Source organism: Mesorhizobium sp. L103C131B0 (assembly GCF_000502275.1).
Lineage (GTDB): Bacteria > Pseudomonadota > Alphaproteobacteria > Rhizobiales > Rhizobiaceae > Mesorhizobium.
Genome location: NZ_AYXC01000015.1, coordinates 1 through 16,979, shown reverse-complemented (window position 1 = coordinate 16,979; position 16,979 = coordinate 1). Strand labels below are relative to the sequence as shown.

The window sequence follows — 16,979 nt, the reverse complement described above, 5'->3', positions numbered from 1 at the left end:
GGTTGCGTCAACGGGCGCCGGAGCCTTGTAGCACAAAATCTGTTCGCACCTCCGCGCAACCTCATTTGGCAGCAGCGTCAATGTCTGGGTTTCATTCGGCTGCAGCGTCCGTCACAGTGCCTGGAACATCGCTGCGACGGTGGTAGCCCCCTCTGACGAGCGGACATTTCTTCACGAATGCGGCACTGCCCGACTACAACGCCGCCGTGACAGCGTTGGCTTGGTCACGCATATTGACCTTCTGCAATCATTATCGTGAACACAGCAACTGTGTGCGGTCCCGTCTCGCCACGAAGGAGGAATGATTGAAAGAAGGGCTCCCGATGACCAGCAACGCCGACCATACGGAGGGTGATCCGTTCTACCATGGTACCCGGGCGGATTTGAAACCCGGGGATCTGCTGAGCGTCGGCCACCCTTCCAATTTCAGAGGTAAACCACTGTCATGGATCTATTTCACCCAGACACTGGAAGCCGCCATCTGGGGAGCAGAGCTTGCAACGGGTGACGGTCGTCAAAGGATTTACATCGTAAAGCCGACAGGGTTTTTTATGGATGACCCTAACCTGACCGATAAAAAATTTCCCGGCAATCCGACGAAATCCTACCGCTCCCGTGATCCGTTGCTCATCCTGGGGGAGCTCGCTGAATGGCAGGGTCATACACCGGAACAATTGAAGGCAATGCACGATGGGCTTGCTCGCCTGAGGGCGGAGGGCCGGGATATGATTGAGGATTGAGCGTCCTTGCCAGGTGATGGTCGATTCCGGCGCGGTGGACGTGATCACGCGGACTTTCGCGCTTTGCGCGTTCATGTAGCATAGGGGTCTGGGGCGCAAGGGGCAGACCCGATGGCTGGACGTGGCCGGGGCACGAAGGAAGGCGAAGGCGCCGAGGCAAGCGTCAGCGAACGCTCGCTGTTTGCCGATAGTCCCTATGCCGAGCCGCTGCCCCTCGCGCTGCCTGAGCCGCATCCCGGCGTCGCGCCTGCGCTGCCCGGTCACGCGTTGCCGGCGCAAGTCACAGCGCCCGGATCTATCGCCCGTCTGCGCAGACGGCTTCGCCTTCCGTCATGGCCCGCGCTCCGCCGCAGCCTTGCCGTGGCCGCCAACACGGAGCTCGACCGGGGCGTCGCCTTCCTGCTGGTGCCGGTTTTCCTGGCGGCCGGCGTCATCATTTATTTCTCGCTGGCCGGCGAGCCCGGCTTTGCGCAGCCAATCGCCATTGTGGTGCTGGCGACATGTTGCGCCCTCGCCACGCGATCGCGGCCGAGGACGCATCTGTTCTGCATGGCCGCGATGCTGTGCGCGCTCGGCGTCGTCGCCGCCAAAGTCGAGACTTGGCGCGCCGGAACGCAGATGCTCGGCTCCGAGATTCAGACACGGCTGACCGGCCGCGTCGTCAGTCTCGAACAGATGGAAAGCGGCCGCATCAGGCTGACGCTCGATGTGGTTTCGACCGCTTACCCCGAGCTGCGCTACGCCCCGGAGCGGGTCAGGCTCTCGGCGCGGACCGTTCCCGCCGATATGACCGCCGGCTCCCTGATCACCGGCTATGCCAGGCTGTTGCCGCCGACCGGTCCGGTGCGGCCGGAGAGCTACGATTTCTCCTTCGACAGCTATTTCACCGGTATCGGCGGCAGCGGCTTCTTTCTCGGCAATCCGAAAACCATTGCTACGCAGGGACCGCCGCCGCTGACCGCACGGCTCTCCTCGGCAATCGAGAACGCGCGCGAAAACATTGCCGACCATATCAGGGGCAAGATCGGCGGCGCCGAAGGCGAGATTGCCGCGGCGCTGATTGTCGGCGTGCGCGCCGGCATCCCGGACGAGGTCAACGAAGCGATGCGGCGCACCGGCATCTACCACATCATCTCCATCTCCGGCCTGCACATGGCGCTGGTTGCCGGCACCATCATGGCGTTGCTGCGTGGCGCCTTTGCGCTGTTTCCCGTTTTCTCTTCGCGCCGGCCGGTGAAGAAATATGCGGCCGCGGCAGCGCTTGTCTCGATCGCCGCCTATCTCGTTATTTCAGGCGTCGTGGTTGCCGCCGAGCGCAGCTTCATCATGCTGGCGGTCATGCTTGTCGCCGTGCTGTTTGATCGCGCCGCACTCACCATGCGCAATCTGGCGATCTCCGCCATTGCCGTCATCCTGGTGTCGCCGCACGAGGTGGTCGGTCCCAGCTTCCAGATGTCGTTTGCCGCCACCGCCGCCCTTGTCGGCGCCTATGCCGGCTGGGCCGATTACCGCGCCGACAAGGTGAGAACGCCGCCGGCAAAGCGCTCCTTCGTCGGCTTCCTGTCGCGAAAATTCGCGCTGGCCATGGGCGGCCTCGCAATGACCTCGATCATCGCCGGCAGTGCAACCTTGCTGTTCGCCATCTGGCATTTTCAGCGTGTGTCGCCGCTCAGCCTGATCGCCAATCTGGCCGTGATGCCGATTGTTTCGTTGATCGTCATGCCCTTTGCCGTGCTCAGCGCACTGGCGATGCCGTTCGGCGCCGACGGGCCGTTCCTCTATGTGATGGGCAAAGGTCTGATGGCGATGATCGCTATATCGGCCTGGATTTCCGAGCGCTCCCCGGTCGACGCCGTCGGGCTGATCTCCATCCGCTCGGTGCTGTTAGTGGCGGTCGCCCTCGTCATCGCCACCATGGCCACCACCTGGCTCAGGTTGGCGGCCGTGCCTTTCGCGCTGGCCGGCCTGTTGACGGTGCCGCAGGTGCTTACGCCCGACGTGCTCATATCCGAGCATCTGGTGGCCATGCCGATCGGTGGCGGCGAACTCGCCCTCAACCGCGAACGCTCCAACGAATTCACCACGGACAATTGGAAACGGGCGCTGCGGGCCAAAACCATTATCCCACCTGAGATTTTCGAGGCAACAGATACGCGGTTCGATCTCGATCCGCTCGATCTGCCGCCCGGCTCGCCCTTCTATTGCACCGGCGATCTCTGTATCGCCCGGCACCCTTCCGGAGCCATTGTAGCGCTTGCGAAAGACCGCAAGACGGCGCGGCCGGCCTGTGCCTTCGCGAGCCTGATCGTCATCGATGACGCCACCGCCTACAATCCGTGCCGCGACCCGCTGGTGCTGGTCGTGACGAAGAAACAGCTGGCCCGCGACGGCAGCGCCGCCGTCTTCTTCGATCCGCAATCGGCAGCTGCAGCGCCAACCATCCGCTTCGCCGTCGACAAGCCGTATCGCCCCTGGCACGAGCAACGCCGCTTCTCCCGCGAAGCGCGCGGCCTGCCGCCTTACAACCAGCGTGAAAAGTACAAACCCAAGCCGGCTCAGTAGCGCCGGATCAATCCGACAAGCTTGCCCTGCACCTTCACCCTGTCCGGTCCAAAAATGCGGGTCTCGTAGGCCGGGTTGGCGGCTTCCAGGGCGATCGAGGCGCCCTTGCGGCGGAAGCGTTTCAGGGTCGCTTCCTCATCGTCGACCAACGCCACCACGATCTCGCCGGGGCTGGCTGTGTCGGCATTGCGGATGATGACCGTGTCGCCATCGAAAATGCCGGCCTCGATCATCGAATCGCCCTTGACCTCGAGCGCGTAGTGTTCGCCGCCCATGATCATATCGGGCGGCACCGAGATCGAATGGGTCTGATGCTGGATGGCGTCGATCGGCACGCCGGCGGCGATGCGTCCCATAACCGGGATTGAAATCGCGGAAACGGCATCGTCATTGCCGGCCGACATCGAACGCGACGGCGAGCCCGGCTTGATCTGGCGGCCGAGACCGCCTTGGCCCAACGCGCCTTGTCCTTGGCCGCCTTGCCCTTGGCCGGTTTGACCAAGACTGCCCTGAATGACGCTCGGCGAAAACTTCCTCGCCGCATTGAGGCCTGGTGCGATCGAGTCGGGCAGCCGCAGCACTTCCAGCGCGCGCGCCCGGTTCGGCAGCCGGCGAATGAAACCGCGCTCCTCAAGCGCCGTGATCAGGCGGTGGATGCCGGACTTGGAGGCGAGGTCGAGCGCTTCCTTCATCTCGTCGAAGGACGGCGGGATTCCGCTCTCCTTCAGGCGTTCATGGATGAACATCAGAAGCTCATGTTGTTTGCGCGTCAGCATCGCGGCCCCCAAGGGTTCTGAAACCAGAATCAGAAAAAACAAACCCAGAACAAACACTATCTGTTCCAGTTGTGTTCCGCAACCTTTTAAAGTTTAATGAATGTGTTGACGTTTTGTTCAGCGTAACGTTCGGCGCTGCGAGCGCCGCTCGTAGTCGTTGGCCGGCAACGGGGTGAAACGAAGACAAAGTGCCCTGCGTCGTCGGCTACGATCGCCGCTTCCTTTTCGGACGGGGCTGCGCAGCATCCGCGCCGGGTTCACTCTGGGCATAGACCTGCAGCGTGTAGCCGATGTGAGCGGTCATCAGAGTTTTCGCACGTTCGACGTCGCGATCGAGGGCCGCTTCCATCAGGGCGGTATGGTGTTCGATCGCCACGGCGTCGCGCAGGGCCGCCACGGCCTTCCGGTGGCCATCCGTGCGGCCGGCGGCGGCGCGCAGCGTCGGGGCCAGACCCAGAAAGCGGTGATGGCGATGCAATTGGTCGGAAATCGTCGCATTGAAGCGCAGCAGCCAGCTGGATGTCGCGGCACTGAGCAGCGCCGCATGGAAGGCATCGTGTTTTTCGTACCACGCGTCGACCGCATCATCCGATGGATCGTCGAGAACAGACCCGCACCGTGAGAGACGATAGTGGGCGGCAACGACCGCGTCTTCCCACTCACGGTCGCCCTCCTCGATCGATTCCACCAGCAGGGGCAGTTCGACCACCAGCCGCGCACGCGCCAAATCCTCGAGCTCCGCCCGAGAGACGGGAGCGACCGCAAACCCGCGGTTGCTGATGGCGGTCACAAGCCGTTCCGCCTCCAGCCGCGACAGCGCCTCGCGCAACGGCGTCCAGCCGATGCCGTAGGTGTTGCGCAGCGTGCTCAGCTTCAACGGCGCGGCAGGCGCCAGCCGGGTCGCAAGAATATCGCGCCTGAGCAGGCGATAGGCCGCTTCCGTCTTCGAGGTCTGCTCGTCATCCAGCATCGTGATCCATCAGACATAAACGCTCGGCGGATCATTATATATCAAAGCCTTTCAATGGGTGAATTATATATAATGTTTGACAGTTCAAGGGCGACCACTCAAGATCGCCGGCATGTTTGGGCGGCAGGCTCCGCCGCGCGCGTTTGTCCATGGAGGGGCGCCGGATCATGAGCACGACACCCGATCTCGCTACAATCGAAGCAATGGATGCCGCCGATCCGCTGCGCTCCATGCGCGAACGCTTTGTCTTGCCGCAAGGCGTGATTTATCTCGACGGCAATTCCCTGGGCGCCGCGTCAGCGGTCGTCTTCAGCGAACTGCAGCAGGCCGCCACGCAGGAATGGGCGCACGATCTCATTCGCGCCTGGAACACCGCCGGCTGGTTCAACATGCCGGTGGAACTCGGAGATCAGCTCGGGCGACTGATCGGCGCGGCTGATGGGCAGACGGTGGTCTGCGACACAACCTCGATCAACATCTACAAGCTGCTGCACGCAGCGCTCGGCATGCGGCCGGATCGGTCGGTCATCGTTGCCGAGGGCGACAGTTTCCCGACCGACCTCTACATGGCCGAAGGCGTCGCCTCGACCCGGCCGGGAACGCGGCTGCGGCTGGAGGGCGTCGACGCGGCCGCAATCGAGGAGCTGATCGACGACAGCGTTGCCGTCATCCTGGTCAACCACGTCAACTACAAATCCGGCCAGTTGCGCGACATGGCGGCGCTGACGCGCAAGGCACATGACGCCGGCGCGCTGATCATCTGGGATCTCTGCCACACGGCCGGCGCCTTGCCGGTCGAACTTGACCGTGCCAATGCCGATTTCGCCGTCGGCTGCACCTACAAATACCTCAATGGCGGCCCGGGCTCGCCAGCCTTCATCTACGCGGCCGAGCGCCACCATGACGATGCCCACCAGCCGCTCAGCGGCTGGTGGGGCCATGCGCGGCCCTTTGCCTTCGAGCAGGGCTTTGCCGTCGGCAGCGGCATTCGCCGCTTCCTGTGCGGAACGCAGCCGGTGCTGTCGATGCGGGCGCTCAAGGGCGCGCTCGATATCTGGAACGACGTCGATATGGCGGCGGTGCGCAGAAAAAGCATCGCGCTGACCGACCTGTTTATCCAGCTCGTCGAAGCCAGATGCGGCGCCTACGGGCTTGAACTGGAAAGTCCTCGCGACGGCAGCCAGCGCGGCAGCCAGGTGTCGTTCCTCCATCCGCATGGCTATCAGGTGATGCGCGCGCTGATCGAGCGCGGCGTGATCGGCGATTTCCGGGCGCCGTCGACCATCCGTTTCGGCTTCACGCCGCTCTATGTCGGATATGGCGATGTCTGGCAGGCGGTCGAAGTCCTGGAGGATATTCTGCGCACCGGCGCCTGGCAGGACGCCCGCTTCGCGGTGAAGACCGCGGTCACCTGAGGAACTAGAGCAATTTCAGGAAAAGTGTGAAGCGGTTTTCCGTCCGCAATTGCGTCAAATCAAAGAGCTAGAGCATTTCGCCGTTTACGTTAAACGGTGAAATGCTCTAGAGCCGGGTGCGGACCGTCCAGAGCTCCGGAAACAGCACAACCTCCAGCATTTTCTTCAGATAGGAGGCGCCTGAGGTGCCGCCCGTGCCGCGCTTCAAGCCGATGATGCGCTCGACCGTGGTGACGTGGTTGAAGCGCCAGCGGCGGAAGTAATCCTCGAAGTCGACCAGCTTCTCGGCCAGTTCGTAGAGCATCCAGTAGCGCTGCGGGTCGCGGTAGACGGTTTGCCAGGCAGCCAGCACGTCTTCGTTCTCGACGCGCGTCTCGCGCCAGTCCGTGCGCCCGGCATCGGCGCCGATGTCGAAGCCATTGCGCGCCAAAAGCAGAAGCGCCTCGTCGTACAGCGACGGCGTGGCCAGGATCGCTTCCAGCCTGTCCGTAAGATCGGGCCGGTGCTTGTGCGGCCCGAGCATGGCTAGGTTGCGGTTGCCGGCCATGAACTCGATAGCGCGGTACTGCCACGACTGGAAGCCCGAGGATTGGCCGAGCGCGTCGCGAAACTCGGTGTATTCGCTTGGCGTCATCATGCGCAGCACGTCCCAGGCATTGTTGAGCTGCTCGAAGATGCGCGCGACGCGAGACAGCATCTTGAAGCTCGGTTCGAGGCGGTCGGCGCGGATAGAGCGGATCGCGGCGCCGATCTCGTGCAAAGCGAGCTTCATCCACAATTCCGATGTCTGATGCTGGATGATGAACAGCATCTCGTCATGGGCCGAAGACAGCGGCGCCTGCGCATCGAGCACCTTGTCCAGCTGCAGATAGTCGCTGTAGGACATCCGCTCCTTGAACGACATCTGCGCGCCATCGGACGCCGGATCGTGCGGCTTAATCAATTGCTCTTCTCCGCGCGCAACCGGAAGCGCTGGATCTTGCCGGTCTGGGTTTTGGGCAAGGCGTCGATGAACTTCACCGAACGCGGATATTTGTAGGGCGCGATCGTTGCCTTGACGTGGTCCTGCAGGCGTTTGACGGTCAATGCGTCCGGCGAAACACCTTGCACAAGCACGATATGCGCCTCGACGATCTGGCCGCGTTCACCGTCCTCGGCGCCGGTCACCGCGCATTCGGCGACGTCGGGATGCGAGAGCAGCGCCGCTTCGACCTCGGGGCCGGCGATGTTGTAGCCGGCGCTGACGATCATGTCGTCGGAACGCGCGGCGAAGTGGAAGAAGCCATCCTCGTCCTGCGTGAACGTATCGCCGGTGAGATTCCAGCCATCGCGGACATAGTCCTTTTGCCTGGCATCGGCCATGTAGCGGCAGCCGGTCGGGCCGCGCACCGCCAGCCGGCCAGTAGAGCCGCGCGGCAGCTCCCGCATCTCGTCATCGACGATGCGTGCCTGATAGCCGCCGACGGGTTTGCCGGTGGAGGCCGGCTTCATGTCGTCGAAGCGGTTGGAGATGAAGATATGCAGCATCTCGGTGGCGCCGATCCCATCGAGGATCGGCTTGCCGGTCTTCTCAGTCCATTCCTCGAAGACAGGCGCCGGCAGCGTCTCGCCCGCCGAAACCGCGACGCGCAGCGAGGACAGGTCAGCGCCTTGATCCATGGCCTTGAGCATGGCCCGATAGGCGGTTGGAGCGGTGAAGGAAATGGTCGCTTTGTAGGTCTCGATGATGTGGATCATGTTGGGTGGCGTCGCCTGTTCCAGCAGCGTCGCCGCGGCGCCGAAACGCAGCGGGAAGATGGCGAGCCCGCCAAGACCGAAGGTAAAGGCAAGGGGCGGGGAGCCGACGAAGATGTCGTCGGGCGTCACCTCCAGGATTTCGCGGGCATAGGCGTCGGCGACGATCAGCAGGTCGCGGTGGAAATGCATCGTCGCCTTCGGCACGCCGGTGGTGCCGGAGGTGAAGCCGAGCAGGGCGACATCGTCGCGGCCGGTGTTGACGGCAGTGAAGGTGACCGGCTTGTCGAGGGCGGCGCGGTCGAGTTCCGCGTCATGGTTGGCCGTGCCGTCGAAGCCAATGACCTGCTTGAGATACGCACTGCCCTTGGCGCAGGCGGTCATCTCGTCCATCAGCCTTGTATCGCAAAGCGCAACCGTGATTTCCGCCTTGTCGACGATCTTGGCGAGTTCGCCGGCGCGCAGCATCGGCATGGTGTTGACGACCACCGCGCCAACCTTGGTGGCGGCCAGCCAACAGGCGACCATGGCCGGGTTGTTGGCCGAGCGGATCAGCACCCGGTTGCCCGGCTTGACGCCATAATTCTCGACCAGGGCATGGGCGAGCCTGTTGGTCCAGTCGGACAGTTCCTTGTAGGTGCGGCGGCGGCCATTGCCGATCAGCGCGGTGTGGTCGCCGAACCCTTTTTCGACCAGCCTGTCGGTCAATTCGACGCCGGCATTTATGTGGTCGGGATAGTCGAAGCCGTCGAGCAAAAACTCCGGCCATTGCTCCGGCGGCGGCAGGTTGTCGCGCGTGAATGTGTCGATATGCGCTGATGGCCCAAGCATTTTCGGCTGCCCCTGTCTGCCTCGCGCCCATGGCTGAACAAGGCGCAGGATCGCACCAGTCGAAATTTGTTTCAAGCCTAAAATGTTTTTAGGTCGCAGCATTGACGCCGCCCTGTTCGGCGGCCATTCCTGTCGACTGAACTGAAGCCATCCGGGAGGGATGCAGATGCTCCAACATCGTGTTGCCGATTGGGACAATGCCTACGCCAACGGCGACAACATTGCCGGCAGCAATCGCTGGCCGGCCGCGTGGGACACACCGGCACAGGCTTTTCGCGACACAATGTCGGCGTCCGGTCGGGCCAAGCTCGACATCGCCTATGGCGACAGCCCGCGCAACAGGCTCGATCTGTTCCTTCCCGATGTCATGCCCAAAGGGCTCGTCGTCTTCATCCATGGCGGTTACTGGAAGGCGTTCGACAACAAGCCATGGTCGCATCTGGCCAACGGCGCGGTTGCCAATGGCTTTGCCGTGGCAATGCCGACTTACACGCTTTGTCCCGACATACGCATTTCCGGCATCGTCAGGGAAATCGCGGCGGCGATCGGCAAGGCGGCGACGATGGTCGGCGGGCCGGTGATCCTGACCGGGCATTCCGCCGGCGGCCATCTCGCCTCCAGGATGGTGACGACAACGACACCCCTGGCCGCCGATGTGGCGGGCCGCGTGCGCAATGTCGTCTCGATCTCCGGCGTCCATGACCTGCGGCCAATCATGCGGACGGGGATGAACGCGACACTGGCCATCGATGAAGCGGAAGCACTGGCCGAAAGCCCGGTTCTGCTGCGCCCCATGCAGGGCGCGCGCATCACCTGCTGGGCCGGCGGCGGCGAGCGGGCGGAGTTCCTGCGCCAGAATGCGCTGCTTGCCAACATCTGGATCGGCCTCGGCGCCACGACCAGCACAGTGGTCGAGCCGGACCGGCATCATTTCAGCATCGTCGACGGGCTTGCCGATCCGACACATCCGCTGACGCGGACATTGCTGGCGGAGTAACAACCAGTCTTATCTCTTGGAATTAACGGCTTGGATCCGCGACCTTCAGCGCAACATCAGAACGCTGCAAGCAGCGCCTGCTTCTGCCGCCGGAGCGAAGGGCTCGCGCACGATCAGGCCGTTGGCGTCGGCCAGCATTCTCAGCATCGAGGAATCCTGGATGCCGAATGGTGTCGCCACCAATGCGCCGGCTTCTTCCCGGACCACGGCGCGCACATAGTCTTGCCTTAGATCATTGGCCGGCATCGCGGCGCCAAGCTGAGCCTGGCGGATGTCCTGCCGGTGGGGACGGCCGCCGAGCTGCGCCAATAGCGGCTTCAGGAACAATTGCGAGCAGACCAGGCTCGCCACCGGATTGCCGGGCAGGCCGATGCACCTGATATCGCCCAGCCGCCCGAACATCAGCGGCTTGCCCGGGCGCATGGCGAGCTTCCAGAAGTCGAGGTTCATGCCTTCGCCGGTCAGCACGTCATGAACGAGATCATGGTCGCCGACCGAGGCGCCGCCGAGCGTGACGATGACGTCGGCTTTCGCATCGACCGCCTTTTTCACCAGCGCCGCGATCGCTTCCTTGCGATCGGCCGCTATACCGAGATCGAGCGCGCGAGCGCCGACCGACTGCGCCACAGCAGCGACGCCATAGGCGTTGGACGAGATGATCTGGGCGGGGCCAGGTTCGCTGCCCGGTGGCAGCAATTCGTCGCCGGTGGCGATGATGGCGACCAGCGGCCGTTGCACCACGTTCAACCGGGGATGATTGGCCGACGCCGCCAGCGACAATGCAGCCGGATCGAGCACGCGGCCTTTCTCCAGCAGCACGTCGCCTTGGGCAAAATCCAGTCCAAGGCGGCGGATGTTGCGGTTCTTCGCCGTCGGTTCGGTGACCTCGATCCGGCCACCGCCGAGATCGCGAACATTTTCCTGGATGACGATCGTGTCTGCGCCTTCAGGCAGCGGCGCGCCGGTGAAGACGCGCACGGCCTCGGATTTACCCACTGTGCCGTCAAAGCCTCGCCCTGCGGGCGCCATTCCGATCACCGAAAGCCGCGCCGGGGCCGACGCCACATCCTGCGCCCGTGCGGCATAGCCGTCCATGGCAGATGCATTGAAAGGCGGCTGGGTACGCAGCGCCACGACCGGCTCCGCCAGCACCCGGCCGGCCGCATCCGCCAGCGCGACCCTTTCACCGGGCAACGCCACAGCGCCGTCGAGTAGGCGTTGAAGCGCCTCGGCGACCGGAACCAGCGCCATTTACGAACCCGCCTTGTAGTCGCCGGACTTGCCGCCGGTCTTTTCCACCAGCTGTATACCGGAAATCACCATGGCGCGGTCGACCGCCTTGGCCATGTCGTAAATGGTCAGGCACGCGACAGATGCCGCGGTCAGCGCCTCCATCTCGACCCCGGTCTTGCCGGTGACGCGGGCGAGCGCGGTGACCCTAAGGCCGGGCAGCGTGGTGTCCGGTTCGATGTCGACCGACACCTTGGTCAAAAGCAGCGGATGGCAGAGCGGAATCAGCTCATGCGTCTTCTTGGCCGCCATGATGCCGGCAATGCGCGCGGTACCCAGCACATCGCCCTTCTTGGCGTCGCCGTCGAGGATCATCTTCAGGGTTTCGGCCCGCATCGAGACAAAGCCCTCGGCGACCGCCGTGCGCGTCGTCTCCGCCTTCTCGCCGACATCGACCATGTTGGCCTCGCCCTTGGCGCCGAGATGGGTGAGGGCGGCTGCCATCCTCAGATGGCCTCTGCTTTCGCCTTGCCTGTCAAAAGCAGCCGCGTTGCCGCAGCGACATCCTCTTGCCGCATCAGGCTCTCGCCGACGAGGAAGGTGCTGATGCCGGTCTTTTGCATCCTGAAGCAATCGTCGTGGGTGAAAATTCCGCTCTCGCTGACCAGCAATCGGCCGCCCGGCACCATCGATGCCAGCCGTTCCGAGGTCTCGAGGCTGGTCTCGAATGTTCTGAGATTGCGGTTGTTGATGCCGATCAGCTGCGACGAGAGTTTTACCGCGCGCTGCGTCTCGGCCTCGTCATGCACCTCGATCAGCGCGTCCATGCCGAGTTCGAACGCGGTCGCTTCCAATTCGCTCGCCAAGGCATCATCGACGCTGGCCATGATGATCAGGATGGCATCGGCGCCCCATGCGCGAGCCTCGTAGACTTGATAAGGGTCGAACAGGAAATCCTTGCGCAGCGCGGGCAGGGACACTGCCTTCCGTGCACTGATGAGAAATTCCGGCGCGCCCTGGAAGGATGGCGCATCGGTCAGCACCGAAAGACAGGCGGCACCGCCTTTCTCATAGGCCTGCGCCAGTGCGGGCGGGTCGAAATCGGCGCGGATCAAGCCTTTGGATGGGCTTGCCTTTTTGATCTCGGCGATCAGGCCGAAGCTGCCCGATCTGCGCTTCGCCTCAAGCGCCCTCAGAAAGCCACGCGGTGCGTCGGCATCCTTGGCTCGCGCCTTGATCTCGGCCAACGGTATACGCGCCTTCGCCGCCGCGATCTCGTCGCGCTTGTAGGCCTCGATCTTGCGCAGAATGTCAGCCACGGCTCATCCGTTCGAAATCTCGACCAGCCTGTCGAGCACGCCCAGCGCCCGGCCGCTGTCAATGGCCTGTGTGGCCGCGGCCATGCCGTCGGCAAGCGTCGTCGCCTTGCCGGCCACCACCATGCCGGCGCCGGCGTTCATCAGCACCGTATCGCGATAGGCCCCGGCAGCACCTCTCAGCATGTCGCGCAACGCCGTGGCATTGTAGGCGGCGTCGCCGCCGCGCAACTCGTCCTTGGTGTGGCGCTGCAGGCCGACGGCTTCCGGGGTGAGCGTGAAATGGCGGATCTCGCCGCCGGCCAATTCCGCCACCTGCGTTTCGCCGGTGGTGGTGATTTCGTCATAGCCATCCCCATGGACCACCCAGGCATGCTCGGTGCCCAACGCCTTCAATGTCTCGGCCACCGGCACGATCCATTCCGGCAGGAACACGCCGACCATCTGCCTGCTGACGCCGGCCGGATTGGACAGCGGTCCGAGCAGGTTGAAGATGGTGCGCGTGCCGAGCTCGACGCGGGTCGGGCCGACATGCTTCATCGCCGGGTGGTGCGCCGGCGCGAACATGAAGCCGACGCCGGCCTCCTGGATGCAGCGGCCGATCACCTCTGGCGGGATATCGATCTTGACGCCGAGCGCGACCAGCACATCGGCGGCGCCCGTCAGCGACGACAGGCCGCGATTGCCGTGCTTGGCGACCGGCACGCCGCAGCCGGCAATGACGAAGGCCGAAGCGGTCGAGATGTTGACTGAATGCGAATTGTCGCCGCCCGTGCCGACAATGTCGATGGCGCCCTCAGGAGCTTCGACGCGCAGCATCTTGGCACGCATGGTGGCGACGGCGCCGGAAATCTCGCTCACGGTCTCCCCGCGCACGCGCAACGCCATCAGGAAGCCGCCGATCTGGCCCGGCGTCGCGTCGCCAGACATGATGATGTCGAAAGCTTCGCGCGCTTCCTCGAAGGTAAGCCCGGTTCCCGTGGCGACCTTGGCGATATGGGTCTTCAGGGCGCTCATTGGGCCAAGACGTTCATTGGGCTAAGGCCATTCATTGGGCGAGGGCTTGGGCAACGGCGGCCTGGTCGACGCTGACGGCGTACTGCGTCTGCAACTGCGCCACCAGCTGGTCGAGCAGATCGTCGGACATGCCTTGCGTGAAGGATTTTTGCGCATCGTCGGGTACCGAGCTGGCGTCGGCTCCGGCCGGCTCGAACACTTCGGCGACCTTGAACAGGATCTGGCCGTCGCCGGTGGGCGAGGGGATCAGCCCGGTGCCGCCTTCGCCGACGCCGAACATCGCAGCAGCACCCTCCTTGCCGAAATCGACATCGTCGGCCTCGCGCTTCACGCCGCGCTTGGTCTGCTTTTCAAGCTTCAGTTCGCCGGCGATGACGTCGAGTGTGGTGCCAGCCTTGAGGCGCTTGTCGAGTTCGTCTGCTTTCGCGGTCAGCCGCTTGGTCGTTTCCTCTGTCGTCCAGTCCGCCACCACGCGCTGGCGGACTTCGTCCAGCGTGCGGTCGCGAGCCGGCGTGATCGATGTCAGTTCATAGAACACGAAGCCGTTGTTAGGCGTGGTCAGGGCTTGATTCTCGGTGTTGGGCTCGGCCTCGAACACCGCCTTGATGAGGTCCGGCGATGCCGGCAGGTCCTTGATGATGGTCCCGTCCGGCCTGAGGCCGGTGCGGTCGATGGCCTCGACGGTGACGTCCTTGAGCTTCAGTTTGGCGGCGGCTTCGGCCAGCGTGCTGCCGGCGGCGCGGGTGTCTTCGTAATTGTCGTGCACGTCGAGCAGGATGCGGCTTGCTTCGCCAAGCGCCAGATCCTTGCGGATCTGGTCTGACACTTCCGCCAGCGGCTTCACCGTTTCCGGTTTGATCTCGGTGACGCGCAAAAGCACCGGACCGAACGCGCCCTGGACGACCGGGCTGACTTCGTTGACGGCTAGCGCGAATGCGGCATCGGCGACCGCCTTGTCGGTGATCTTGTCCTTGGAGAGCGTGCCGAGCAGCGTGTCGGCCGGGGTCTTGCCCTGCGCGGTGACGATCTTGTCGAAAGTGGCGCCCGTCTTCAGCGAATCGGATGCCGCCTTGGCGGCGTCCGCGGAAGGAAACACCAGCTGTTCGATGGTGCGCATTTCCGGCGTGGTGTAGCGGCCCTTGTTCTTGTTGTAGTCGTCGCTGACCTGCTGGTCGGTCACGGCGCTGACATCCATGATGTCTTCGGGCTCGAGCCGGACATAGGAGAATTTGCGGTATTCTGGCGCCGCGTAGGTTTTCTTGTTGGACTCGAAATAAGCCTGAAGCACGCTGTCGGAGGGGGCCTCGATCGGTTCGACCAACGCCTTTGGCAAGATCAGATAGTCGATGGTGCGGTCTTCGCCCCGATAGAGCGCAACTGCCTTGAAGAAGGTGTCCGGAGCCTTGAGGCCGTCCGAAACCGCTTCGACGATCTGCTGGCGCACCGCCACCTGAGCCCGGTTCTTCAGATAATCCTCCGGCCGCATTCCCAGTTCGCGCAGCCGGGATTCGAACAGCCGGCGGTCGAACTGGCCATTCGGGCCCTGGAAGGCGGGTTCCTGCCGCGTCAGTTCGGCCAACCTGTCCTTGGAGAAGCCAAGCCCGAGCTTGCGCGCCTGTTCGTCAAGGACGGCGCCGGACACCAACTGAGCCAGCACCTGGTTGTCGATGCCATAGGCCTTGGCCTGGTCGCGGCTGATGCGCTGGCCGATCTGCTGCTGCAGCATGGCGATCTGGCGATCATAGGCGAGGCGGTACTCGGTGATCGACACGGTGGTGCTGCCGGCGGTGATCACCGCATGATGGCCAGCCAGGAAGCCGCCCGTCATCCGCGTGGTGACGCCCCAGGCAAGGAAACTCAACACCAGCAGCGACAGCAGGGCTTTCGCGACCCAGGTCCCTGCCGCGCTTCTCAATATACCAAGCATTGTTACTTCCGATTTTTGCGCAGTTTTGCGTGCGCCCGAGTCTGAAACAAGCGCAATAGCGCCCTTCCGGCTCACTGTCGATTGCTTTGTGGCCTGATTTTGATAGGGAGGGCGAGACCCCAATGTCGCCCGGAGAACCAGATCCCCATGACGCCAGGAATTCGACCGCTCGTTGCCGGCAACTGGAAAATGAACGGCACCAGCGCTTCGCTGAACGAGCTCAGGATGATCGGCAACGGCTTCATGAGCGGGCTCGACGCAGAGACCGAAGCATTGGTCTGCGTGCCGGCGACCTTGCTGTCGCGCGCCGTCGAAATCCTGTCGCGCACGCCGGTGCGGGCCGGTGGCGAGGACTGCCACATCAAGGAAAGCGGCGCCTTCACCGGCTGCGTCTCAGCCGAGATGCTGAAGGATGCGGGCGCCAGCCACGTCATTGTCGGCCATTCCGAGTGCCGCGAACAGCGCAGCGAGGACGATGCCATCGTCCTCGCCAAGGCCTCGGCGGCGTGGCGGGCAGGGCTCGTCGCCATCATCTGCATCGGCGAGACCAAGGCCGAGCGCGAAGCGGGCACAGCACTCGACGTATTATCGCGGCAGGTCGCCGGCTCGGTGCCACCGAGCGCAACGCCCGCCAACACCGTTATCGCCTACGAGCCGGTATGGGCTATCGGCACCGGCCTGACGCCGACCGCCGAAGACGTGGCGGAGGCGCACGCGCATATCCGCCAAAAACTGGCGGAAGCGCTCGGCGCAGCCGTGGCCGGCAAGATGCGCATCCTCTATGGCGGCTCGGTCAAGGCGTCCAACGCTGTCGAACTGCTAGGCGTCAAAAACGTCGATGGCGCGCTGGTTGGCGGCGCCAGCCTGAAGGCGTCCGACTTTCTCGCCATCGCCGAGGCATACCAGAATATCTCGTAGGCCCCGGAATTTCGTTGCCGACCAGTTCGGTCATAGACTTATGAAGGCAGCAGTTCGGCGGAAATCGTTGCAAAGGGCGCATTGCTTCCCATATTCCGGCCACGGGCTTGGAAATGCCGTTAAAGCATTGTATGGAGCCGCCTCCAAATCACCGGCCCTGATCGCCAGGGAGCGGCAGGGCTTGCCAGGATAAAATATGGAAACCGTACTGATCGTCATCCACCTCATGGTCGTGCTCGCCCTTGTCGGCGTGGTGCTGCTGCAACGCTCCGAAGGCGGTGGTCTCGGCATTGGCGGCGGTTCCGGTTTCATGACCGCGCGTGGCGCCGCCAATGCGCTGACGCGGGCGACGGCGATCCTGGCCGCGGCCTTCTTCGTGACGTCGCTGACACTCTCGATCGTTGCCCGCTATGGCGAAAAACCGATCGACATTCTCGACCGCGTGCCGGCCGACAGCGGCAACGGCGTGCTCAATCAGTTGCCCGGCACGACGGCGCCGACGCCGCCTTCGGGCAACACCGCACCGGCCGCGCCCGCGGCCAACGG

The 16,979-nt window shown here is 63.8% G+C and carries 15 protein-coding genes; 6 read left to right on the top strand and 9 right to left on the bottom strand.

Features of this window, described 5'->3' with window-relative positions; genetic code table 11:
- The first annotated feature begins 323 nt into the window (after positions 1-323).
- The gene (gene arr, locus X730_RS143510) at positions 324-740 is read left to right on the top strand and encodes an NAD(+)--rifampin ADP-ribosyltransferase (RefSeq protein ID WP_023671039.1); all 417 of its coding nucleotides are present in this window, start codon (positions 324-326) and stop codon (positions 738-740) included.
- Positions 741-851: 111 nt separating this feature from the next.
- A complete protein-coding gene (locus tag X730_RS143515; protein WP_023826959.1) occupies positions 852-3,302 on the top strand; it encodes a ComEC/Rec2 family competence protein in 2,451 nt (816 codons plus the stop codon).
- On the opposite strand, the gene lexA is transcribed toward X730_RS143515, so the two are convergent.
- The gene (gene lexA / locus X730_RS143520) at positions 3,296-4,078 is read right to left on the bottom strand and encodes a transcriptional repressor LexA (RefSeq protein WP_023684703.1); all 783 of its coding nucleotides are present in this window, start codon (positions 4,076-4,078) and stop codon (positions 3,296-3,298) included. The genes X730_RS143515 and lexA overlap by 7 nt on opposite strands.
- 205 nt (positions 4,079-4,283) lie before the next feature.
- Positions 4,284-5,048, bottom strand: coding sequence for a GntR family transcriptional regulator (locus X730_RS143525; RefSeq protein ID WP_023688568.1), 765 nt, complete (start codon positions 5,046-5,048; stop codon positions 4,284-4,286).
- A gap of 167 nt (positions 5,049-5,215) precedes the next feature.
- Here X730_RS143525 and kynU point away from each other — a divergent pair, with 167 nt between their 5' ends.
- Complete coding sequence (gene kynU, locus X730_RS143530) at positions 5,216-6,463, top strand: kynureninase (RefSeq protein WP_023696564.1); 1,248 nt, start codon at positions 5,216-5,218, stop codon at positions 6,461-6,463.
- A gap of 106 nt (positions 6,464-6,569) precedes the next feature.
- Here kynU and kynA read toward each other — a convergent pair whose 3' ends face one another.
- Together kynA and X730_RS143540 are read right to left on the bottom strand one after the other, a co-directional pair.
- Entirely contained in the window at positions 6,570-7,406 is an 837-nt protein-coding gene (gene kynA / locus X730_RS143535) for a tryptophan 2,3-dioxygenase (RefSeq protein WP_031197153.1), read from the bottom strand.
- Positions 7,403-9,028 carry an AMP-binding protein gene (locus X730_RS143540; protein ID WP_023671045.1) on the bottom strand — a complete coding sequence of 542 codons (1,626 nt, stop codon included), beginning with the start codon at positions 9,026-9,028 and terminating at the stop codon, positions 7,403-7,405. The genes kynA and X730_RS143540 overlap by 4 nt, the downstream gene beginning before the upstream one ends.
- Before the next feature lie 166 nt (positions 9,029-9,194).
- Between X730_RS143540 and X730_RS143545 the strand changes: the two genes are divergently transcribed.
- Entirely contained in the window at positions 9,195-10,025 is an 831-nt protein-coding gene (locus tag X730_RS143545; protein ID WP_023671046.1) for an alpha/beta hydrolase, read from the top strand.
- A 45-nt stretch (positions 10,026-10,070) separates the two neighbouring features.
- On the opposite strand, the gene glp is transcribed toward X730_RS143545, so the two are convergent.
- The 5 genes from glp to X730_RS143570 are packed head-to-tail and all read right to left on the bottom strand — an operon-like array spanning position 10,071 to position 15,515.
- A complete protein-coding gene (gene glp, locus X730_RS143550) occupies positions 10,071-11,276 on the bottom strand; it encodes a gephyrin-like molybdotransferase Glp (RefSeq protein ID WP_023671047.1) in 1,206 nt (401 codons plus the stop codon).
- Positions 11,277-11,759, bottom strand: a complete 483-nt coding sequence (gene moaC, locus X730_RS143555) for a cyclic pyranopterin monophosphate synthase MoaC (RefSeq protein WP_023671048.1) — start codon at positions 11,757-11,759, stop codon at positions 11,277-11,279.
- A gap of 2 nt (positions 11,760-11,761) precedes the next feature.
- Positions 11,762-12,574 carry an indole-3-glycerol phosphate synthase TrpC gene (gene trpC / locus X730_RS143560; RefSeq protein WP_023671049.1) on the bottom strand — a complete coding sequence of 271 codons (813 nt, stop codon included), beginning with the start codon at positions 12,572-12,574 and terminating at the stop codon, positions 11,762-11,764.
- 3 nt (positions 12,575-12,577) lie between these two features.
- Positions 12,578-13,588: an anthranilate phosphoribosyltransferase gene (gene trpD / locus X730_RS143565; protein WP_023712346.1), complete on the bottom strand. Its 1,011-nt coding sequence runs from the start codon at positions 13,586-13,588 to the stop codon at positions 12,578-12,580.
- 31 nt (positions 13,589-13,619) lie between these two features.
- Positions 13,620-15,515, bottom strand: a complete 1,896-nt coding sequence (locus X730_RS143570) for a peptidyl-prolyl cis-trans isomerase (RefSeq protein ID WP_023712345.1) — start codon at positions 15,513-15,515, stop codon at positions 13,620-13,622.
- A 147-nt stretch (positions 15,516-15,662) separates the two neighbouring features.
- Here X730_RS143570 and tpiA point away from each other — a divergent pair, with 147 nt between their 5' ends.
- Entirely contained in the window at positions 15,663-16,433 is a 771-nt protein-coding gene (tpiA, locus tag X730_RS143575) for a triose-phosphate isomerase (protein WP_023688559.1), read from the top strand.
- Positions 16,434-16,629: 196 nt separating this feature from the next.
- Positions 16,630-16,979: preprotein translocase subunit SecG (gene secG / locus X730_RS0134175; protein WP_031197158.1), on the top strand; the 350-nt coding region annotated here is incomplete at its 3' end.

Bases quoted from the DNA above. Each gene is read 5' to 3' on its own strand.
- X730_RS143540 (WP_023671045.1), bottom strand. From the start codon at position 9,028: ATGCTTGGGCCATCAGCGCATATCGACACATTCACGCGCGACAACCTG.
- X730_RS143570 (WP_023712345.1), bottom strand. From the start codon at position 15,515: ATGCTTGGTATATTGAGAAGCGCGGCAGGGACCTGGGTCGCGAAAGCC.
- X730_RS143515 (WP_023826959.1), top strand. From the start codon at position 852: ATGGCTGGACGTGGCCGGGGCACGAAGGAAGGCGAAGGCGCCGAGGCA.
- tpiA (WP_023688559.1), top strand. From the start codon at position 15,663: ATGACGCCAGGAATTCGACCGCTCGTTGCCGGCAACTGGAAAATGAAC.
- kynU (WP_023696564.1), top strand. From the start codon at position 5,216: ATGAGCACGACACCCGATCTCGCTACAATCGAAGCAATGGATGCCGCC.
- trpD (WP_023712346.1), bottom strand. From the start codon at position 13,588: ATGAGCGCCCTGAAGACCCATATCGCCAAGGTCGCCACGGGAACCGGG.
- moaC (WP_023671048.1), bottom strand. From the start codon at position 11,759: ATGGCAGCCGCCCTCACCCATCTCGGCGCCAAGGGCGAGGCCAACATG.
- arr (WP_023671039.1), top strand. From the start codon at position 324: ATGACCAGCAACGCCGACCATACGGAGGGTGATCCGTTCTACCATGGT.
- X730_RS143545 (WP_023671046.1), top strand. From the start codon at position 9,195: ATGCTCCAACATCGTGTTGCCGATTGGGACAATGCCTACGCCAACGGC.
- X730_RS143525 (WP_023688568.1), bottom strand. From the start codon at position 5,048: ATGCTGGATGACGAGCAGACCTCGAAGACGGAAGCGGCCTATCGCCTG.
- lexA (WP_023684703.1), bottom strand. From the start codon at position 4,078: ATGCTGACGCGCAAACAACATGAGCTTCTGATGTTCATCCATGAACGC.
- glp (WP_023671047.1), bottom strand. From the start codon at position 11,276: ATGGCGCTGGTTCCGGTCGCCGAGGCGCTTCAACGCCTACTCGACGGC.